This window comes from Streptomyces sp. NPDC054834 (genome assembly GCF_053611185.1).
On the sequence record NZ_JBSGZV010000046.1, the window covers coordinates 59,063 to 78,993 of the forward strand.

Below are 19,931 nucleotides of genomic sequence, written 5' to 3' on the forward strand. Positions count from 1 at the left end.
CCGGCCCGCACACCTGGTTGAATCCTGTGTGGGCCGCGCCCGCGGTGTGGTCCGGGGCGCGGAATCGACGATCCGCGGCCACCATCGACGAGCCGGGCCGCGGCGAGCCGTGGGGAGAACATGAACGAGGGGAACGGGGTCCGGCCGGGGGAGACCGAGGAGGGCGGCCCCACGCCGGGCGGCGCACCGGCCGACGGCGACTTCGAGCTGGCACGGCCCGCGACGGCCCCTGGCGATCCGGCCGGGCACGACTTCGAGCCGGCCGGTCCGTCGACTCCGGATGCCGGTGAGCCGGTGGGCGGGGAGCGGGAGGCGGTGACCGAGTCCGAGGCGCCCGTGGCGGCTGCCCCGGCCCCCTCACCCGCCGATCGCCCCAAGCCCCTGCACGACCCGGACCCGTACAGCACTCCGCCGTACGGCCGGCCGGGCCCGTGGGCGCCTGCCCCGCCGGTCCAGCACCCGGCGGCGACACCGGCCCACGGCACGGCGTTTCCGGCGCCCGCGGAGCCGCCGCTTCCCGTACCCCCGGGGACCACCCGGCTCGAACCCCCGCACATCGCGCCCGCCGCACCGGTCCCCGCCGCCGACGCGACCGCCCCACCGCCCGCCGACCCGTGGCACCGCTATGACCCCTGGGCGGCCCCGGCTCCGGCCTCGGCACCGTCCCACGCTCCGCTCCAGCAGACCGGTGCCGCCGTGCCGACGGTGCGGGAACGGCGCAGGCGGGGCAGGCGGATCCTCGTGGGCGGGGCGTTGGCGCTCGCGCTGGTCTCCGGGGGCATAGGCGGTGCCGTGGGCGCGTATCTGGAGCGCGAGGGCGGGACGGGGACCGTACGGCTGCCGCAGGCCGGGAAGGAGCCCGCCGGGCGCCCCGCGGACAGTGTGGCGGGGATCGCCGCCCGTGCGCTGCCCAGTGTCGTCACGCTGCATGTGAAGGGCGGCGACGAGCAGGACACCGGGACCGGCTTCGTACTCGACACACGCGGCCACATCCTCACCAACAACCATGTCGTCGAGCCCTCCGCGGCCGACGGCGACATCACGGTGACCTTCAGCGGCGGCGACACCGCCAAGGCCCGGATCGTCGGCCGGGACACCGGCTACGACCTGGCCGTCGTCCAGGTCAGCGGTGTCCGCGGGCTCACGCCCCTGCCGCTCGGCAACTCCGACAACGTCCGGGTGGGCGACCCCGTCGTCGCCATCGGCGCCCCCTTCGACCTCGCGGGCACCGTCACCTCCGGCATCATCAGCGCCACGGAACGGCCCATCACGGCGGGCGGCGAGCACGGGAACGGCAGCGACGTGTCGTACGTCGACGCGCTCCAGACCGACGCCCCGATCAACCCCGGCAACTCCGGCGGGCCGCTGCTCGACTCCCGGGCCCGGGTCGTCGGCATCAACTCGGCCATCCGCTCCGCCGACAGCGGCTCCGACTCCGGCGACGGCCAGGCCGGCTCCATAGGCCTCGGCTTCGCCATCCCCGTCAACCAGGCCAGACGCGTCGCCGAGGAGCTGATCAACACGGGGAAGGCGACCCATCCGGTGATCGGCGTGACCCTCGACATGGACTACGCCGGCGACGGCGCCCGCATCGGCACCAAGGGCGGGAACGGCGGCCCCGCGGTCACCGTGGGCGGCCCCGGTGACCGGGCGGGCCTCGAGGCGGGCGACGTCATCACCGCGGTCGACGGCAAGGCCGTCCACTCCGGCGACGAGCTGATCATCAGGACCCGCGCGCACCGCCCCGGCGACCACCTGCGGCTCACCGTCCGGCGCGACAGCCGTACGCGGGAGGTCTCCCTCGTACTGGGGTCGTCCGACAGCAACTGACAGAAACCTCATAGCAAGGGCCGGACCCATGGCACGACTAGGCAAACAACCCGGAAAGCCGGCCACCCGCACCCGGTCGGACGCCTCGGGACGGTACCGGTCGGACAGGTACGCCGGGTACCGTGGATCCGGCCCGGACCACGGAAGACCCGCACCGCAGACCGCTGAGGGCCGAGGACCGAGGACATCGCGAGGAGCTTCAGGTGTTCAATGACATAGGACCACTCGAGCTGGTGACGATCGTCGTGCTCGCCGTGCTCGTCTTCGGTCCGGACAAGCTCCCGAAGGTCATCCAGGACGTCATGCGTACGGTCCGGAAGATCCGTGAGTTCTCCGAGAGCGCCAAGCAGGACATCCGGCAGGAACTGGGCCCCGAGTTCAAGGACTTCGAGTTCGAGGACCTCAACCCCAAGACGTTCGTCCGCAAGCACCTGGACAGCGACGAACTGGGGCTCAAGGAGATCCGCAACGGCTTCGACCTGAAGAAGGAGATGGCCGAGGTCACCGACGCGGTCAACAGCCGCGAGAGCGAAGCCTCCTCCTCGCCCGGCTCGTCGGGCTCCTCCGGTTCCTCCGGCGGCCGTATCGACATGACGAAGAAGCCGGAGGACTCCGGCAAGGACGACCGCCCGCCCTTCGACGCGGACGCGACCTGAGCCTCGTACGCCAGCGCGGTTCGTGACGCGTCTCACTACTCCACACGTGCCCGTGCGAGGCACGAACCGCCCGCCGTGTGACCTACGCGCCGGGCGGTTTCCCTTCCTCGCTCAGTGGTGTGGATATGCTGCCGAGTTGTTGTGCGGACCGGGCGAGTACGTCCGAAGGGGGGCGGGCCGCCCCGGTCCGACGAGAGCTAGGAGGCGTCCGGGCACATGGAGACGACAAGTCGGTCAGTCGCGCAGGCGCCGGCCGCGGAGGGCGGACAGCAGTTCGCCTCCGCCCGGCGCACGGTCGACGGCTACCTGCTGGCGCCCTTCCCTTGGTACGGCCTCGACGAGGCGTTCACGGGGCCGCGCCGGCTGATGCAGGTCGGTATGGCGGCCGACGGCGCCGTCGAGCACGGGTCGATCGGGCATGGCGACGAACCCTCCGTACGCAACGAGCACATCGCCGCGTCCGGGGACGAGCCGAGGGAGAAGTTCGCGGTCGTGGTCACCGTCGCCGCGAATCCGTCCCGGAAGAGCGCCGACGGTACGGGACTGCTGGAGGCCACGTCGGTCTCCTCGGCGGCCTGGCTGGCCGGCGTGGGCCTGCTGTCCTTCACCTGGCCCGGCCAGATGGACCACAGCCTGCGCGACGACTGGCTGGAGCAGCAGACGGAGACGGCATGGGCCCTCGCCGACGACCTCGCCGGCCCCGAGTGGTCCACCCTGTCCCTGCCCGTCGACGGCGTGCCCACGCCCTTCCACTACCGCGAGTCGGAGTTCGGCTGGGTGCTCGCCGGATCCACCGAGGCGGGGGTGCACCTGGGTGCGTACGGCAGGGGCATGAGCGCGTACGGCCTGGGCTTCGCCGTGGTGAAGGACATCGCGGCGTACGCCTAGTACGCCGCCCAGTACGCCGTCTTCACCGGGTCGGGTCCGGGTGCCGAGCGGCATCCGGACCCGACGCGCGTCCTAATGGCGGGTCAGGTTGTACCAGATGCCCACGGCAGCCGTGAACTGTACGAGAATCCAGGCGACCTGGCTGGAGAAGCCCCGCATCTGGTAGATCGACAGCAGCAGGGCGGAGCGGCTGGGCCAGTATTGCCGTTCTGCCCGGAATGTTGCCATGTCCATCCAGATGCTGGTGAGCGTCAGGATGGTCAGCAGGAGAACGGCGAACAGAAACAACTGACCAGGGTCGGTGTTGGTGATGCGGATGAGCAGAACGGCAAGGACAACGGGGATGCCATAGGCGGCTGTCAGGCTCCATGCGCGCAGGGGACCCTGGCGCCCGGGCAGCTGACGCCACACCGCGCCAAGGGTGAAACCGGCGGCCGCCCATGCCGTCTGATAGACGAGGAAATTCCCCACGAGGTGGGGAAAACCCGTGAGTTCGTACCAGAGTTGCGCTTGGCCCAGTGGGTCCCGCACCTCGTAGTAGACCAGGGCGCAACTGGCCGGGATGCCGAACCAGAACGCCAGGCGCGCTGCACGCACCGCATTGTCCCACCAATGACCTTCCGGCCCCAGGGTGAGGGCGACATCCAGCACGGACAGCTGTTCCGGTGGATTGGTTTCGCCGCACCCCGAAATCAGCCACCGGCGCAGCTCACGCAGTCGGCTCTCCAGCTGTTCGCGGGTGACACCGTCGGCGTGACCTTGGTCCAGCAAATACATCTGGTGGTTGATATGGCGGTACTGGTGGGCTTTCTCCATCAATTCACGTCGGAATCTCCTGCTGTTCAGTCTCTGTGAGCAGAAGAGTTCTCCCAGCTGGCTGAGTGTCGAATGCCGTCGTGCCGCAGTCAGGACGATGTAAAGGGTGAAGACGTTCAGCAGCAGCCAGGCGCTGTACAGCGTGCTGAAACCCGCGAAGGTGGCGGCCCTGACCCCTACGAACAAGGAGAACATCGAGACGATCAGCAGAAGATCGGAGCTGCTCGGCCCGATGGAAAAGGGCACGTGTCCACGTAGGGGCCGTGACTGCTGATGAGTACGAAAGTGCAGCAGGGCCACCAGTGCGATCCCGGTCAGAATCCAACTGTAGGCGAAGGCCCACGTGATGTCGGTAAAAGAGAAGTTCGCCAGTACTTTGTTCAGCTGCGCCTGGTACGCAGCCGAATCGGGTTGCTCGGTCAGCCAGTGGCTGCGATCCCACTGACGGTTCGTTGCCGACCACAGGCACGCGAGCATGGCCCCCGACGTGGCCGCCAGCAGGGATCCGACGGCAGCGACGCACCGGCCCGGCGAGATGTCCCACGCGGTGACCCAGCTGGCGCGGACCAGTCCTCCTTCCCGCGCGAACCGCCAGGCCCAGGCGGCCATCGCGGCTAGCCACAGCCATACGGTCGCAAGACCCAGCAGGGAAAGCGCGAAGCGACCGAGGGCAGTCGCTGTTTTCGGTTCCAGGGTCTCCGGCAGTCCGAAAAGGTCATGCGCCAAGATCACCAGTAGGCCGATGCCCGCGATCGAAGAGGCGGTTGCGATGACAACGCGAGCTTGGCGGCGTCGCACACCTATTGGGGTGGTGGCCCCGGTCGCGGCGTCGGTGGACACGCCGCGACTCCAGGGTCGGGCGACGAGCACCAGGGCCAAGCCCGCGGGGAGGCAGAGGAGGGCGTGGCCGCGGGCCGAAAGGCCGCGCCATTGGATGAGCAGAAGCAGTGTCAGGGCGACTGCCGCACTGAGCGCGGTCCAGTGCACCAGTGTGGTCGTAAGGCTGTCGGCGCCCGGGCGCCGCCGCTTGGCGCGCAGTGCGGCCAGTGCGATCACGGCCGAGGCACACACCCACCAGGAGGCGATACCCGCTGAACTCCACAGCGGCGATCCCGACCCGGTGAGACTCAATGCCAGGGAACGTTGCCAGGGCAGGTCGACATCGATCCGGACGCTGCCCGGGAGCTGATTGCTCCACGCCAGGGTCTCCGCGCTGGCGGACGACGCCCGTCCGGAGAGATCATTGAAGTTCAGGCCGCTGAGCTCGGCGTCGACCAACTTCCAGCGAATATTCTGAAGCGCGGGCGGTTCAAGTAGAACACGCCACTTGTTTCCGGTGACATTCGAGATCAACCAAGGGCCGACCCGTACGGCATTGCTGGCGGTGTTGCTGGTGTCGATTGCCGTGAAAGCGGTGTACAACACCGTCACCGTGTTGTTTTTGGCAGTTACCAGCGGATTGTGCGGGCGCCATTCATTCGAGGCGCCGAGACTGTTCTGTCCCCGAAGCAGGCATCCCATGGCATGTCGATAGTCAGTGGACCGCTCGCTGAATGTCAGATTCCCGGCCAGGGGCCATGTCTTCGGTACCTGGATCTCCATGTCCGAAGTGGCCGTGGTGAAGCCGAAGCCCCGCTGATCGAACCGGATGTGTGCGGTGACCTGGCTGGTGCCGAGCCGATCCGACCAGCAGGCGTCCCGTGTATTCACCTGAGCTTGGGCCTGGGCGAGGGCAGGCCAACACCCCCACCAAACGACCGCCACGACCACAAGCAACAGAAGCCGCCAGCACCACCGGGTCTTCCTCATCGCGCCAACACCTCTCCCTGTCCCCGGCGAATCAAAACAGGGTGTTGTACATGTCATGCGCAGACACACAGCGTGAGATCGAACGCCCACTCCATCGGATGCCGCCTGCTGGCATTTGCGGGAGTGCGATCATCGGCTGAGAATGGAAGTGTCCGGTGACCATCCGCCGTTTGACGGAGGAGCCATGACCGACGCAGAGGTGACCGTTTCAACGAATCCGCTGCCTCACTTCGAGGAAGCCGAGGGGCTGGGACCCACGGACGCGGAATTCGTCGGGGATTTGGTGGCGGTACTGGAGAAACACGGAAACCTGAACCGCTTCGGCCTGTGCCTCCTGCACGACCATTTCCCGGTCGCCGCGGACGAGGTGCTGGTGGAGACGAACGACCCCCGGTCCCGCACGCTCCACACGCATGTGGAGAAGACGGACAGGACGCGGCACACCAAGGCCTCGCAGTGGCGGTTCGTGCCCCACGAGGAGGCCGGGCCGGCCGCGGGGGCCGAGGGAGGCTCTTACCGTGTGATCCAGCTGTGCACGCCGCTCGACCTGTGCCCCGGGCGCGAGGAGGAGCAGCGGGACCGCTGACCGCGGCCGCGGAGAGCCGCAGCGAAAGGCATACGACGAGGGGGCCGCCGTCCCTGAAAGACAGCGGCCCCCTCGTCGTACGAGCTCTAGAACTTGTTCTTCGGCGTGATCCCCAGCGACAGCCCTGAAAGCCCCCGCTGCCTGCCCCCGAGCTTCCCCGCGATCGACCGCAGTGCGGAGCCCGCCGGGGAGTCCGGGTCGGTGAGGACGACCGGCTTGCCCTCGTCGCCGCCCTCGCGGAGGCGGACGTCGATGGGGATGTTGCCGAGGACCGGGACGGTCGTACCCGTGGTGCGGGTGAGGCCGTCGGCGACCAGCTGGCCGCCGCCCGTGCCGAAGACGTCGACCATCTCGCCGCAGTGCGGGCAGGGCAGCCCGGACATGTTCTCGACGACGCCGACGATCTTCTGGTGGGTCTGCACGGCGATGGAGCCCGCGCGCTCGGCGACCTCGGCCGCCGCCTGCTGGGGGGTCGTGACGACCAGGATCTCGGCGTTCGGGATCAGCTGGGCCACCGAGATGGCGATGTCGCCGGTGCCGGGCGGCAGGTCCAGGAGCAGGACGTCGAGGTCGCCCCAGTAGACGTCCGCGAGGAACTGCTGGAGGGCGCGGTGGAGCATCGGGCCGCGCCAGACGACCGGCGCGTTGCCCGGGGTGAACATGCCGATGGAGATGACCTTCACGCCGTTCGCGGACGGCGGCATGATCATGTTCTCGACCTGGGTCGGGCGGCCGTCGGCGCCCAGCATGCGCGGCACCGAGTGGCCGTAGATGTCGGCGTCGACCACGCCCACCTTGAGGCCGTCGGCCGCCATCGCCGCCGCGAGGTTCACCGTCACCGAGGACTTGCCCACGCCGCCCTTGCCGGAGGCGACCGCGTAGACGCGGGTCAGGTTGCCGGGCTTGGCGAAGGGGACCTCGCGCTCGGTCTGGCCGCCGCGCAGGGCGGCCGCCAGCTCGCGCCGCTGCTCGTCGCTCATCACGTCGAGCGTGACGTCGACGCGGGTGACGCCCTCGACCCGGGAGACCGCCTCCGTGACGCGCTGCGTGATCGTCTCGCGCATCGGGCAGCCGGAGACCGTCAGGTACACGGTGACCGCGACCGCCCCGTCCGCGCCGAGCTCCACCGATTTGACCATCCCCAGTTCGGTGATGGGTCGGTTGATCTCGGGGTCGTTCACCGTCGCCAGTGCCTCGCGCACCGCGTCTTCCGTAGCCATAAAGACGATGGTACGGCGCCCGGAGGGGCCTCGGGGTAGTCCCTCAGCGGTCGTCTGCGTCACGCCCGGGCGGCCGTTCTGTCCGTTCTGCCGGAACTGGCGGAACTGCCGGTATCACCACATGCCCGTCCGAGCGGCGCCGCTCCTCCAGTTCCTTGACCACGTCCTGAAGCTCGGAGCGCATCCAGTCCCGGGTCGCCACCTCGCCCAGGCCCGTCCGCAGCGCCGCGATCTCACGCGTCAGGTACTCGGTGTCCGCGATCGACCGCTCGTTCTGCTTGCGGTCCTGCTCGAGGTTGACCCGGTCGCGGTCGTCCTGCCGGTTCTGCGCGAGCAGGATCAGCGGGGCCGCGTAGGAGGCCTGAAGCGACAGCATCAGGGTCAGGAAGATGAACGGGTAGTTGTCGAAGCGCAGGTGTTCCGGCGCGGCGATGTTCCACACCACCCACAGGATGATGACGACCGTCATCCAGACGATGAAGCGTCCCGTGCCCAGGAAGCGGGCGATCTTCTCCGACAGCCGTCCGAAGGCCTCCGGATCCCATTCGGGCAGGAACCGGCGCCGGGGCGGGCGCGGCTGGTCGAGGCGGGGGGCACGCGGCCGGGTGGCGGCGGTGGCCCCCGCCGGGGTGCGCTCACGGACGCCGGTCTCACGCTCAGGAGCCATGCGCTTCCACCTCCTCGTCCAGGTGGAACTCCGTCTCCCGCCAGTCGTCCGGCAGCATGTGGTCCAGCACGTCGTCCACGGTGACCGCTCCCAGCAACGCCCCGGACTCGTCGACCACGGGCGCCGCCACCATGTCGTACGTGGCGAAGAACCCGGCGACGACCGGCAGCGCGGCGTCCGGGTCGAGCGGTTGCAGGTCGTCGTCGACGAGCGAGCTGACCAGGGTGTACGGGGGATCGCGCAGCAGGCGCTGGAAGTGGACCGTCCCGAGGTACTTGCCGGTCGGCGTCTCGTCGGGCGGACGGCAGACGTAGACCTGGGCGGCGAGGGCGGGGGACAGGTCGGGGTTGCGGACCCGGGCGAGGGCGTCGGCGACCGTGGCGTCCGGCCGCAGCACGATCGGCTCGGTCGTCATCAGACCGCCCGCGGTGTGCTCCTCGTACGACATCAGGCGCCGCATGTCGGCCGCGTCGGAGGGCTGCATCAGGCTCAGCAGCCGCTCCTTGTCCTCCTCGGGCAGCTCGGCGAGCAGGTCGGCCGCGTCGTCGGGGTCCATGGCCTCCAGGACGTCCGCCGCGCGCTCCTCCTTCAGCTTGCCGAGGATCTCGATCTGGTCGTCCTCCGGCAGCTCCTCCAGGACGTCGGCGAGCCGGTCGTCGTCGAGGGCGGCGGCGACCTCGGCGCGCCGCTTGGCGGAGAGGTGGTGCAGCACGTTGGCCAGGTCGGCGGGGCGCAGCTGCTCGAAGGTGGCGAGCAGGCTCTCGGCGCCCTGCCCTTGCTCCTCCAGGGAGAACCCGGTGACGGCGGACCACTCGACGGTCAGCGTCTCGCCCTTCGCCCGCCTGAAGGCGCTGCCCTTCCTGCCCCTGCGCACGAAGACGCGGTCGATCTCCCAGTCCCGGCGGGCCGGCAGCTGCTGCACCGACAGGTCCAGGACGGTCACCTCCTCGCCGGTCTCGACGAGCTTGACGCGCCGGTCGAGCAGTTCCCCGAACACGAGGCGCTCGGTGGGCCGCTGTTCGAAGCGGCGGACGTTGACGACGCCGGTGGAGATGACCTGTCCGGACTCGATGCTCGTCACCCGGGTCATGGGCAGGAAGATGCGGCGCCTGGTGGTCAGTTCGACGACCAGCCCGAGCAGCCTCGGGGGGCGTCGTCCGACGCGCAGCATGACGACCAGGTCGCGGACGCGGCCCACCTGGTCGCCGGTCGGATCGAAGACGGGGACACCGGCGAGGTGCGAGACGAAGATGCGGGGGACGCCGGCTGCCATGGCTGTGCTTCCTTTTCGTACGGCGTGCTTCGGGCTGTGGCGCTGGGTGCGCTCCTTGTTCCGAATTGCCCGCTCGGTGGGGTTCAGGCTAGCCCGTCCCGATGGCGGGCGCGCTGGTGAGCGCTCCGGACGGACTGGCTCCGCTCGTGGTCCACCGCCCCGGTACGCTGCCGTACGCCGCTCAGGATCCGTCAGAAAGGCAGCCCCACCTGTGACTGCGATTCCCCAGGGCCGTACTCGCCGGGCGGCGCTGCTGAGCGCGATGTGCGCACTGGTCGTGACAGGGGCGGCGCTCGCGGGATGCAGTAGCGGGGACCCGGACGCGGGCACGAACGGCGTCGGCAAGCTGGCCCCGGACAAGATCCAGTCGCAGACGCGTACGGTGGCCCGGTCCGCGCGGGCGGTGCGGCTGTCGGGGACCGTGGTCACCAGCGGGCGCACGTACACATTGGACATGCGCCTGAAGGACGACGGCGGCACGGGCTCGGTCACTTCGAAGGGGGCGACCTTCCGGCTGCTGCGGGTCGGCGAGCAGCTGTATCTGAAGGCCGGCGCGGACTTCTGGAACCACGCCGACGGCAGCGACGGGAACACGGCGGCCGCGGGCAAGCTCGACGGCAAGTACGTCAAGGTGCCTACGGGCGACCCCGCGTACAAGAAGTTCAGCGGCTTCACGGACAAGGACCTCCTCCTCGACGGTCTGCTGACCCTGCACGGCAAGCTGGCGAGGGACGGCCATTACGAGCAGTCCGGCATCCGCACCATCCGCATCACCGGCGACAAGGGCTCCGGCGGCACGCTGGACGTCTCCCTCGAGGGCAAGCCGTATCCGCTCCGCCTGGTCCGCGCCGGCGGAGCGGGGACGCTCCGCTTCTCGGACTGGGGCAAGGACTTCTCCGTCTCCCAACCGGCCAAGGGATCGACGGTGGACTACGGGAAGCAGTTGCCGACGTCATAGGGGGTGGCGCGGGGCTGCCGCGCCGGGTGGCGGTCGGTTCACCACCGCCGGACGGCGCCGTGGTGGCTGATCGCCGTCGCGGCGGACCTTCTCGGGCCGGCGGTTGTGAGGTGCGGCTGCGCCTCGGCGCGGCCGGCCTGTTCGGTCACCGGCCTGTTCGGTCAGTTGGGCCGGTGGTTGTCGGGGGCGCGGCTGGGTTTCTTGGGCCCGCGGTCGTAAGAACCGGTCGACCCGGCCGACCCCCGGTCGGAAGAATCCGCAGCGACGGCGCCCGGCCACGACGGCGGTTGTCGGCGGAGCCGAACCGCGCTCAGCCCCGGCTGCTTACCCTCGCCGGTTCGACCCGCGGCCGAGAAAATCCGCCCCGACGCGCTCAGCCACGACGGCGGTCCCCGGCGGAGCCGACCGCGCTCAGCCCCGGCTACTTCCCCTTGCGCCGCTTCGCCAGCAACCGCGGCAGCCCCGCCGGGGCCGGCCGACGCGTCGTCGCCGGCGACGGCACCGGCGGCTCGGCCAGGCTGCCCTCGGGCAACGGCAGCGACGGCCCCGTCGGCACCAGCCGGAGCACCCGGCACTCGCTGAGCCAGCGTCTCGTCATCGCTTCGCCGTCGGGCGCGTTCAGGCGCTTGCCCTTCAGTTCGGCGACCGCCGCCTCCCACGCCTCGGAGCCGGGCGCGAGCTCGGACACGGTTGCCGTCCAGGTGACCAGCCGGCCGCCCTTGTCCTTGCTGCGCACGGTGACCTCGGCCGAGCCGCCGTCGGTCAGGCCGGGCAGCGGCTGCTCCCCGGGCCCGTCGCCGACCAGGCACACCGCGCCCTCGTGCCACACGTGCCACAGCGCACGCGCGGCGGGGACGCCGGCGCCCTTGACCCAGACGAGGCCGGACTTCTTGGTGGCCTCCTCGACGAGGGCCTGGTCGAGCAGCTCAGGACTTGTCATGGCGCCCAGCCTATCCAGGCGTCGGCAGGCAGGACCTAGAGCCAGCCGTTGCGCTTCAGTGTGCGGTGGATGCCCACGCAGATCACCATGGTGATGCCCATGATCACCGGGTAGCCGTACTTCCAGTGCGTCTCCGGCATGTACTTGAAGTTCATGCCGTACACCCCGCAGACCATCGTCGGCACCGCGATGATCGCGGCCCAGGCGGTGATCTTGCGCATGTCCTCGTTCTGCGCGACGGACGCCTGCGCGAGGTTGGCCTGGAGGATGGAGTTCAGCAGTTCATCGAAGCCCAGCACCTGCTCCTGGACCCGGGCGAGGTGGTCGGCGACGTCCCGGAAGTACTTCTGGATGTCGGGGTCGATCAGCCGCATCGGCCGCTCGCTCAGCAGCTGGAGGGGCCGCAGCAGGGGCGACACCGCGCGCTTGAACTCCAGCACCTCGCGCTTGAGTTGGTAGATCCGCGCCGAGTCCACACCACGGGACACCCCGCCCTTGCGGCCGGGCGAGAAGACCTCGGTCTCCACCTCGTCGATGTCGTCCTGCACGGCGTCGGCCACCGCGATGTACCCGTCGACGACGTGGTCGGCGATGGCGTGCAGCACCGCCGAGGGGCCCTTGGCGAGCAGCTCGGGGTCGTCCTGGAGCCGGTGCCTGAGCGCCCGCAGCGATCCCTGCCCGCCGTGCCGGACGGTGATGAAGAAGTCCCGGCCGGTGAAGCACATGACCTCGCCGGTCTCCACGACCTCGCTGTCACCGGTGAGCCGGTCGTGCTCGACGTAGTGGATGGTCTTGAAGACGGTGAAGAGCGAGTCGTCGTAGCGCTCCAGCTTCGGCCGCTGGTGCGCCTGCACGGCGTCCTCGACGGCCAGCGGGTGCAGCCCGAACTCACCGGCGATACCGGCGAATTCGGCCTCGGTCGGCTCGTGCAGGCCGATCCACACGAAGCCCCCGTCGCGCCGCACCTGGCGCATCGCCTCCTGCGGGGTCAGCGACTTGCCGAAGTCCACGCGGGCGCCGTCGCGGTAGACGGCGCAGTCGACGACGGCCGACGGGGTGGCGGGGTCACGGGTGGTGTCGTACGCGCCGGTGTCCTTGCGCAGCGAGACACGGGAGGGGCGGACGACGGCGCGCAGGTCGCGGATCATCGACATGGGCAGGCTCCTTCGCGGGCGAGCAACGAAAGACCGCCGGGGGCGGGTGGAACTACCCGGAATGAGGACGTTTTCACTGCGGATGTTTGGCACGTCCACAAAGCGGGGAGCACCGCACCGTCGCGGTGGCGGTTTCGCTACTGATTCAGAACTGATGCAGATCAGACGAAAATCAGGCAAAGCGAAACGAAGTGCTCTTCCGAACGACGACCGAACGACGACGCGAACGTGAAGGCGGCAGCCAGCCAGGAAACAATCAGCAGCCGGAAGAGCGAGTGGTACTGCACGGTCGACTTCGATCCATGACAGCCCCACCTCCTCCGGCCGGTCCCTCGTAAGGGAGTCTCAGCGGCGTCGGGACTCGATAGCGACGCTTCTGCGTGCTGCCCCGAACCACCGGCTCAGAGTACCAGCCGCCCGAAGTGTCAAGGCGCCGCTTTGCCCGCTGCTGACGAGTTCTATGCTCACCGCATGGTTGATGTTCTGCCTCTCGTCGAGGCCCGATTGAGTACCGCGCTGGGAGAGCCGGGCGCGCGCGCCGCGGTCACCTTCCTCGGCACGGACCGCATCGAGGTGCTCCGCTTCCAGGAGGGGGACGTCGTCCGCTACGCCACGCTCGGCATGTCCGCGCACCCCATGACGGACCCCACGGCGATGCTCGCCGACCCCGTCAAGGGCCCCCGCGCCGAACTGGTCCTGTCCGTCCGCGCGGGCCTGGCGGAGACCGACAAGGTGCTGCGCCCGCTGGCCGTACTCGCCGCGTCCCCGCAGGTGGAGGGTGTGGTGGTGGCCCCCGGTGCCTCCCTGGACGTCGGCGAGCCGCTGTGGCCCGGCGCCCCCTTCAGCTCGGTGCTGGTCGGTGAGCCGGGTGGCCTGGTCGAGGATCTGGAACTCGACGAGCCGATGGACCCCGTACGGTTCCTGCCGCTGCTCCCGATGACCCCGAACGAGGCTGCCTGGAAGCGGGTGCACGGCGCGCAAGCCCTCCAGGAGCGCTGGCTGACGAACGGGACGGACCTGAGGGATCCCTCTCGCAGGTCCGTCCCGCTGGAGTGAGCAAGCTCACCAAGCCCCGCTCGGGAGCGGTCAGTTGGCGAAGACGGTGACTCCGTCCTCGACGGCGTGCGGGGTCTGGAGTTCCTCGGCCTCGTGGGTGAGGGCGTTGCGCCGTACGAGGACGACCAGCGCGCCCAGCACCGCGGTGACCGCCGCGACCACGAACGGGACGTGGATGTCGGTCCACTCCTCGATCTTCGGGGCGAAGTAGGGCGCCGCCGCGGCCGCGAACCACCGCACGAAGTTGTAGCCCGCGCTCGCCACCGGCCGCGGCGCGTCCGACACGCCCAGGGCCAGCTCGGTGTAGACCGTGTTGTTCACGCCGATGAAGGCGCCGGACAGGATCGTGCAGACGATCGCCGTGGTGTGGTCGCCGTAGCCGAGGACGAGCACGTCGGCGGCGAGCAGCAGCAGAGAGCCGCCGAGCACCTTCAGCGAGCCGAACCGCGCCTGCATGCGCGGCGCCACGATCACCGAGAAGACGGCGAGGAGCAGGCCCCAGGCGAAGAACACGGCACCCGAGCGGTACGGGGTCATGTCCAGCACGAACGGGGTGAAGGCCAGCACGGTGAAGAACGTGTAGTTGTAGAAGAACGCCGAGACCGCCGCCGAGGCCAGGCCACCGTGGCCCAGCGCCCTGATCGGGTCCAGGACCGAGGTCTTGCGGGCGGGCTTCGGCTGCTCCTTCAGGAACGCCGTGATGCACAGGAAGCCGATCGCCATCAGCGTGGCCGTGCCGAAGAAGGGGTAGCGCCAGCTGACGTTGCCGAGCACCGCGCCCAGCAGCGGGCCGCAGGCCATGCCGAGACCGAGGGCGGACTCGTAGAGCAGGATCGCCGCCGCGCTCCCGCCGGCCGCCGCCCCGACGATGACCGCGAGGGCCGTCGACACGAACAGGGCGTTGCCCAGGCCCCAGCCGGCCCGGAAGCCGACCAGTTCGGCGACCGAGCCCGAGGTGCCGGCGAGCCCGGCGAAGACCACCACGAAGGCGAGGCCGAGCAGCAGGGTCCTGCGGCCGCCGATGCGGCTGGAGACGTAGCCGGTGAGCAGCATCGCGACGGCGGTGATCAGGAAGTACGAGGTGAAGAGCAGCGAGACCTGGCTGGGTGTGGCGTCGAGGCCCTGGGCGATGGACGGCAGGATCGGGTCGACCAGGCCGATGCCCATGAAGGCGACGACGGACGCGCCGGCCGTCGCCCAGACCGCCTTGGGCTGCCGCAGGAGGCCGCCGGCTCCCGCGTCGAAGGTGTCCATGCCCTCTCTCCCATCCCATGAGGTAGTTGGTATATACACACGATACGTTAGAGTGGCTAATTAATGCAAGATGCATCTAGTTGTTCCTGGTCGGGTGTCACCTCCGGACGGGTGATCGTCCTTGACGTGGCGCGGCGCGGGTAGGACCGTGGAGCCCTATGAGGGGCGAACCCAGTTGCCCGAAGTGCGGTGGCCGGGTCAGGGCTCCCGGTCTCTTCGCCGACTCCTGGCAGTGCGATGTGCACGGGTCGGTGCATCCGTTGCAGCCCGTGATCCCGCCCAGCGTCGAGGCACTCGGCGTGGTCGTGCACCGCACCCAGGTGCCGGTGTGGATGCCGTGGCCGCTGCCGGTCGGCTGGCTCTTCACCGGCGTGCGGTACGCGGGTGACGACCGCAGCGGCGGCCGGGCCACCGCCGTGGCCTGCTCCGGACCCGGCCCGCTCGGCGGCGCGGGGGAGTTGATCCTGGTGGCCGAGGAACTCGGCGTCGGCCTCGGTGCGCGCTACGCGGGCATCGACGCCCCGGACCCGGGGCCGTACATGAACGTCGAGAAGCCACCCCAGGCCAAGGTCCTCGCCGCCGGCCGCCCGACTCCGCTCTGGCACGTCTACCGCACCCCCGACGACCGCGCCGTCTTCGCGGGCGAGGCGCTCGGGCTGTGGGTGTGGGCGGTGGTGTGGCCGGAGACGACCGGGCTGCTGATGTACGACGAGCTGGTGCTCACCGACCTGCGGGACGCGGGGGCGGAGCTGGACCTGGTGCCGTGCGGCGCGCTGTCCCCGCGGCTGTTGGAACCCTGAGAGCGGACTGTAGGGGGCGCAGTGGGGTTGTGGGTGTGACAAGGCACCCGCTCGGTCCCGCTATTCTTAGGTGTCCCCTTCCGTACCGTCCCCGCCTGGAGTCCGCGTCGTGCGCATCGATCTGCACTGCCACTCCACGGCCTCCGACGGTACGGACACCCCGGCCGAACTGGTGAAGAACGCCGCCGCGGCCGGTCTGCACGTCGTCGCGCTGACCGACCACGACACCACCCGCGGCCACGCCGAGGCGATCGCCGCGCTGCCCGAGGGCCTCACCCTGGTCACCGGTGCCGAGCTGTCCTGCCGTGTCGACGGCGTCTCCATGCACATGCTGGCCTACCTCTTCGACCCCGAGGAGCCCGCCCTGCTCGCCGAGCGCGAACTGGTCCGGGACGACCGGGTGCCCCGGGCGAAGGGCATGATCGCCAAGCTGAACGAGCTGGGCGTGCCGGTCACCTGGGAGCAGGTGAAGCGCATCGCCGGGGACGGCTCGGTCGGGCGCCCGCACGTCGCCTCCGCGCTCGTGGAGCTCGGTGTCGTGCCCACGGTGAGCGACGCGTTCACCGACCAGTGGCTGGCCGACGGCGGCCGGGCCTTCGTGGAGAAGCACGAGACCGACCCCTTCGAGGCGATCCGGCTGGTCAAGGGCGCGGGCGGAGTCTGCGTCTTCGCGCACCCGGCCGCCGCCAAGCGGGGCCGTACGGTGCCCGAGGCCCGCATCGCCGAGCTGGCCGTGGCAGGCCTGGACGGCATCGAGGTCGACCACATGGACCACGACGCCGACGCCAGAGCGCGGCTGCGCGGGCTGGCCCGGGAGCTGGGGCTGCTGGTCACGGGCTCCTCGGACTACCACGGCAGCCGGAAGACCGTGGCGCTGGGCGAGTACACGACGGACCCCGAGGTGTACGGGGAGATCACGCGGCGGGCGACCGGGGCGTTCCCGGTGCCGGGGGCCGGCGGAGCCTGAGGCCCGGCCCTCCCCTCCCGGACGCTCACCTTCGTACCTCACCTTCGTACTCACTTTCGTACCTCTTCTTCGTACCTCTTCCAGCAAGGCCTGTTGCTCACCCATGTTCGACGTCGCCGTCTTCGGCTCCCTGTTCCTCACCCTTTTTGTCATCATGGATCCCCCGGGGATCACCCCGATCTTCCTGGCCCTGACCGCCGGACGCCCCGCCAAGGTGCAGAAGCGGATGGCTTTCCAGGCGGTCTGCGTGGCCGGCGGGGTCATCGCCGTGTTCGGTGTCCTCGGCCACCAGATCCTCGACTACCTGCACGTCTCCGTCCCCGCGCTGATGATCGCGGGCGGGCTGCTGCTCCTGCTGATCGCGCTCGACCTGCTCACCGGCAAGACCGACGAGCCCAAGCAGACCAAGGACGTCAACGTCGCCCTGGTACCGCTCGGCATGCCGCTGCTGGCCGGGCCGGGGGCCATCGTGTCGGTGATCCTGGCCGTGCAGAAGGCCGGCAGTGTCGCCACGCAGGTGTCGGTGTGGACCGCGATCCTCGCCATCCACGTCGTGCTGTGGCTCGTGATGCGCTACTCGCTGCTGATCATCCGGGTCATCAAGGACGGCGGCGTGGTCCTGGTGACGCGGCTCGCGGGCATGATGCTGTCCGCGATCGCGGTGCAGCAGATCATCAACGGTGTCACGCAGGTGATCAAGGGCGCCTGAGCGCCGTGCGTACCCGCCACGTGCTGCCGCCATGCGCAGAGCCCCCGTACGGCATCGGTGCCGTACGGGGGCTCTGAAGCTTCTGCGGTACTACGCGTCTGTTATGAGGCCGGGGTCTCGGCCGGTCGGATCCACAGTCGCTGCCCGATGGCGGCGGCCTGCTGCACGATCCGGTTGACGGAGGCGGCGTCCACGACGGTGCTGTCCACGGTGCTGCCGTCGACCTCGTCGAGTCGCATGATCTCGAAGCGCATGGCTTCTCCCTTCGTCTGGTCATCCTCCTGCGGAGAACTACTGGTGTCGTCGTGACATACGTATTCAACGGGCTGCGTGTTACAAACATTCCCTACGCTAAAGAAATTTTTCGAACGTCTAACTACTGACCGGTAAGGCGTCTTCGGGAGACTGACCGGGACCGGTTGTGTTCGCAGCGTGACCGCCGGGACAATGGAGTCGATGAACGACGACCTCGCGGCCCTGCAAGCCCGCATCGACCGCACGAACGAGCTGCTCCAGCGCATGCTCGCCGAAGTGGCGAAGACGCCCTCGACCCATGCGATCTTCGTCGACGCGGGGTACCTCTACGCGGCCGCGGGCCGCCTGGTGGCCGGGACCGAGGACCGTCGGGCCTTCGACCTCGACGCCGAGGGCCTCATCGACGCACTGATCGACCGCGCCCGCACCATCTTCGCGGACAGCAGGCTGCTGCGGGTCTACTGGTACGACGGCGCCCGGCGCCGCATCCACACCGCCGAGCAGCAGTCCATCGCCGAACTGCCCGACGTCAAGGTGCGCCTGGGCAACCTCAACGCCAACAACCAGCAGAAGGGCGTCGATTCACTCATACGCTCCGACCTGGAGTCCCTCGCCCGCCACCGCGCGATCAGCGACGCGGCCCTCCTCGGCGGCGACGAGGACCTGGTGTCGGCGGTGGAGGCGGCGCAGGGGTACGGTGCCCGCGTCCATCTCTGGGGCATCGAGGCCCCCGAAGGCCGCAACCAGGCCGAGCCGCTGCTCTGGGAGGTCGACAGCCAGCGCACCTTCGACCTCGAGTTCTTCAAGCCGTACGTCTCCCGGCGCACGGCCCACGCCTACGACGCGTCGGCCGCGGCCCGGCCCACCCGCGAGGACGTCCGCTTCGTCGGCGCCCAGATCGCGGCGAAGTGGCTCGCGGCCCGAGGCCGGGACGCCCTGGTGGAGCTGCTGCCCGGCCACCCCTACCTGCCCGGCTCCGTCGACCAGGACCTTCTCGTCGAGGCCGAGGGCATCCTCCAGTACTCCCTGCGCGGCCAGGCAGACCTGCGCCGCGCCCTGCGGGACGGGTTCTGGGAGCACCTTCAGAAGCAGTACTAGGGCTTGGCGCAGTGCTGGGTGCCTGGCGCAGACTAGGGCCTGGCCAGGTGGCCGTCGTCCCAGAAGTCGGCGATCGCGCGGGCGGTCGCCGGCGGCTGGTCGGTGTTGGGTGAGTGCAGGGCGCCTTCGATGACCGTGCGGCGGGCGCGGAGCCGTACGGCCATCTCGTCGAGGAGCGGCACCGGCCAGGTGTCGTCGACCGCGCCGGACAGCACGTGGAAGGGCAGCGGCACGGCGGCCAGTTCCGCGACCCGGTCCGGCTCCGTGCACAACTGCCGTCCGGTTGAGATGAGCTGGGCGGACCTGGTGCCCAGCCAGCGGCGCCGCAGGTCCTCCCGGTCGTCGAGACCGGCGTCGAGCTCGCCGGTGTCGGCCTCCTCGGGCAACTCCATCGCCTGGATGGTCTCCCACACCTCGGCCATCGTCATCACGGCGAGCGCGTCGCGCAGCAACTTCACGCGCTGCTGCTGGCCGACGGAGATATGGGCCGGTCCTGAGGCCATCAGGGTGAGCGAGCGAAAGGGCGAGTGGTCGGCGAGGACGGCGGCGCGCGAGATCTGCCCGCCCAGGGAGTGCCCCAGCAGATGCACCGGCGTGCCCAGCGCCTCGGCCTGCGCCAGCAGGTCCCGCGCCAACTCCTCCTGTGCGTACGGGGATTCGTCGTGCTCGGGCCCGCCCGACTCGAACTGGCCGCGGCCGTCGACGGCGACGGTGCGGTAACCGCGCTCCGCGAGCGGCACATGCAACGGGTTGAAGTCCTCCTTGCTGCCCGTGAACCCGGGCACCAGCAGGGCGACCCCCTTGGGCTCGACACCGGCGGCCACGGGCGCGTCGACGACTGCGAACTCACCGCGCGCGGTGCGCAGTCGGTAGGCGCGGGCGCCGGGGGGCGGGACGAAGGTGGGAGGCCTGCTCATGAGCAGAGGCTATCGGGAGCGGAAGAAGGGCGGAACGCCGACGGCCCGGCCCACACGAGGTGGGCCGGGCCGTAGGGT

20 protein-coding genes are annotated in these 19,931 nt (G+C 69.9%); 10 read left to right on the plus strand and 10 right to left on the minus strand.

What is annotated here, in order from left to right:
* Positions 1 to 120: 120 nt before the first annotated feature.
* From ACWGJM_RS39480 to ACWGJM_RS39490, 3 genes are all read left to right on the plus strand, one after another.
* Positions 121 to 1,830: a S1C family serine protease gene (locus ACWGJM_RS39480; RefSeq protein WP_453416569.1), complete on the plus strand. Its 1,710-nt coding sequence runs from the start codon at positions 121 to 123 to the stop codon at positions 1,828 to 1,830.
* 203 nt (positions 1,831 to 2,033) lie between these two features.
* Entirely contained in the window at positions 2,034 to 2,486 is a 453-nt protein-coding gene (locus tag ACWGJM_RS39485; protein WP_453416570.1) for a sec-independent translocase, read from the plus strand.
* A gap of 216 nt (positions 2,487 to 2,702) precedes the next feature.
* Positions 2,703 to 3,374 carry a hypothetical protein gene (locus tag ACWGJM_RS39490; RefSeq protein WP_453416571.1) on the plus strand — a complete coding sequence of 224 codons (672 nt, stop codon included), beginning with the start codon at positions 2,703 to 2,705 and terminating at the stop codon, positions 3,372 to 3,374.
* 72 nt (positions 3,375 to 3,446) lie between these two features.
* On the opposite strand, the gene ACWGJM_RS39495 is transcribed toward ACWGJM_RS39490, so the two are convergent.
* Positions 3,447 to 5,999 carry a DUF6185 family protein gene (locus ACWGJM_RS39495; protein WP_453416572.1) on the minus strand — a complete coding sequence of 851 codons (2,553 nt, stop codon included), beginning with the start codon at positions 5,997 to 5,999 and terminating at the stop codon, positions 3,447 to 3,449.
* A 184-nt stretch (positions 6,000 to 6,183) separates the two neighbouring features.
* Between ACWGJM_RS39495 and ACWGJM_RS39500 the strand changes: the two genes are divergently transcribed.
* Complete coding sequence (locus ACWGJM_RS39500) at positions 6,184 to 6,585, plus strand: hypothetical protein (RefSeq protein WP_453416573.1); 402 nt, start codon at positions 6,184 to 6,186, stop codon at positions 6,583 to 6,585.
* Between the two features lie 86 nt (positions 6,586 to 6,671).
* Here the strand turns inward: ACWGJM_RS39500 and ACWGJM_RS39505 are convergent, their stop codons facing one another.
* Genes ACWGJM_RS39505 through ACWGJM_RS39515 form a run of 3 tightly spaced genes read right to left on the minus strand, consistent with a single transcriptional unit; the run spans position 6,672 to position 9,745 of the window.
* Complete coding sequence (locus ACWGJM_RS39505) at positions 6,672 to 7,805, minus strand: Mrp/NBP35 family ATP-binding protein (protein ID WP_453416574.1); 1,134 nt, start codon at positions 7,803 to 7,805, stop codon at positions 6,672 to 6,674.
* A gap of 43 nt (positions 7,806 to 7,848) precedes the next feature.
* Complete coding sequence (locus ACWGJM_RS39510) at positions 7,849 to 8,472, minus strand: DUF1003 domain-containing protein (RefSeq protein ID WP_453416575.1); 624 nt, start codon at positions 8,470 to 8,472, stop codon at positions 7,849 to 7,851.
* Complete coding sequence (locus ACWGJM_RS39515; RefSeq protein WP_453416576.1) at positions 8,462 to 9,745, minus strand: magnesium transporter MgtE N-terminal domain-containing protein; 1,284 nt, start codon at positions 9,743 to 9,745, stop codon at positions 8,462 to 8,464. The genes ACWGJM_RS39510 and ACWGJM_RS39515 overlap by 11 nt, the downstream gene beginning before the upstream one ends.
* A gap of 211 nt (positions 9,746 to 9,956) precedes the next feature.
* Here ACWGJM_RS39515 and ACWGJM_RS39520 point away from each other — a divergent pair, with 211 nt between their 5' ends.
* Entirely contained in the window at positions 9,957 to 10,703 is a 747-nt protein-coding gene (locus ACWGJM_RS39520) for a hypothetical protein (protein WP_453416577.1), read from the plus strand.
* 421 nt (positions 10,704 to 11,124) lie between these two features.
* Here the strand turns inward: ACWGJM_RS39520 and ACWGJM_RS39525 are convergent, their stop codons facing one another.
* From ACWGJM_RS39525 to ACWGJM_RS39535, 3 genes are all read right to left on the minus strand, one after another.
* Positions 11,125 to 11,643 carry a hypothetical protein gene (locus tag ACWGJM_RS39525; RefSeq protein ID WP_453416578.1) on the minus strand — a complete coding sequence of 173 codons (519 nt, stop codon included), beginning with the start codon at positions 11,641 to 11,643 and terminating at the stop codon, positions 11,125 to 11,127.
* Between the two features lie 35 nt (positions 11,644 to 11,678).
* The gene (locus ACWGJM_RS39530; RefSeq protein ID WP_453416579.1) at positions 11,679 to 12,797 is read right to left on the minus strand and encodes a magnesium and cobalt transport protein CorA; all 1,119 of its coding nucleotides are present in this window, start codon (positions 12,795 to 12,797) and stop codon (positions 11,679 to 11,681) included.
* Between the two features lie 161 nt (positions 12,798 to 12,958).
* On the minus strand, positions 12,959 to 13,084 hold the full coding sequence (locus tag ACWGJM_RS39535) for a hypothetical protein (protein WP_453416580.1): 126 nt from the start codon (positions 13,082 to 13,084) through the stop codon (positions 12,959 to 12,961).
* A 184-nt stretch (positions 13,085 to 13,268) separates the two neighbouring features.
* Here ACWGJM_RS39535 and ACWGJM_RS39540 point away from each other — a divergent pair, with 184 nt between their 5' ends.
* Positions 13,269 to 13,853: a suppressor of fused domain protein gene (locus ACWGJM_RS39540; RefSeq protein WP_453416581.1), complete on the plus strand. Its 585-nt coding sequence runs from the start codon at positions 13,269 to 13,271 to the stop codon at positions 13,851 to 13,853.
* 30 nt (positions 13,854 to 13,883) lie between these two features.
* Here ACWGJM_RS39540 and ACWGJM_RS39545 read toward each other — a convergent pair whose 3' ends face one another.
* Positions 13,884 to 15,107: an MFS transporter gene (locus ACWGJM_RS39545; protein ID WP_453416582.1), complete on the minus strand. Its 1,224-nt coding sequence runs from the start codon at positions 15,105 to 15,107 to the stop codon at positions 13,884 to 13,886.
* Positions 15,108 to 15,265: 158 nt separating this feature from the next.
* Here ACWGJM_RS39545 and ACWGJM_RS39550 point away from each other — a divergent pair, with 158 nt between their 5' ends.
* The 3 genes from ACWGJM_RS39550 (at position 15,266) to ACWGJM_RS39560 (ending at position 17,583) form a co-directional block, all read left to right on the plus strand.
* Positions 15,266 to 15,907, plus strand: coding sequence for a DUF6758 family protein (locus ACWGJM_RS39550; protein WP_453416583.1), 642 nt, complete (start codon positions 15,266 to 15,268; stop codon positions 15,905 to 15,907).
* A gap of 109 nt (positions 15,908 to 16,016) precedes the next feature.
* The gene (locus ACWGJM_RS39555; protein ID WP_453416584.1) at positions 16,017 to 16,874 is read left to right on the plus strand and encodes a PHP domain-containing protein; all 858 of its coding nucleotides are present in this window, start codon (positions 16,017 to 16,019) and stop codon (positions 16,872 to 16,874) included.
* Positions 16,875 to 16,977: 103 nt separating this feature from the next.
* Positions 16,978 to 17,583 carry a MarC family protein gene (locus ACWGJM_RS39560; protein WP_361457798.1) on the plus strand — a complete coding sequence of 202 codons (606 nt, stop codon included), beginning with the start codon at positions 16,978 to 16,980 and terminating at the stop codon, positions 17,581 to 17,583.
* Positions 17,584 to 17,684: 101 nt separating this feature from the next.
* On the opposite strand, the gene ACWGJM_RS39565 is transcribed toward ACWGJM_RS39560, so the two are convergent.
* Positions 17,685 to 17,837, minus strand: coding sequence for a hypothetical protein (locus ACWGJM_RS39565; RefSeq protein WP_165955544.1), 153 nt, complete (start codon positions 17,835 to 17,837; stop codon positions 17,685 to 17,687).
* Positions 17,838 to 18,030: 193 nt separating this feature from the next.
* On the opposite strand from ACWGJM_RS39565, the gene ACWGJM_RS39570 reads away from it, so the two are divergent.
* Positions 18,031 to 18,936 carry an NYN domain-containing protein gene (locus ACWGJM_RS39570; RefSeq protein WP_453416590.1) on the plus strand — a complete coding sequence of 302 codons (906 nt, stop codon included), beginning with the start codon at positions 18,031 to 18,033 and terminating at the stop codon, positions 18,934 to 18,936.
* A gap of 32 nt (positions 18,937 to 18,968) precedes the next feature.
* Here the strand turns inward: ACWGJM_RS39570 and ACWGJM_RS39575 are convergent, their stop codons facing one another.
* A complete protein-coding gene (locus tag ACWGJM_RS39575) occupies positions 18,969 to 19,853 on the minus strand; it encodes an alpha/beta fold hydrolase (RefSeq protein WP_453416585.1) in 885 nt (294 codons plus the stop codon).
* Positions 19,854 to 19,931 lie beyond the last annotated feature (78 nt).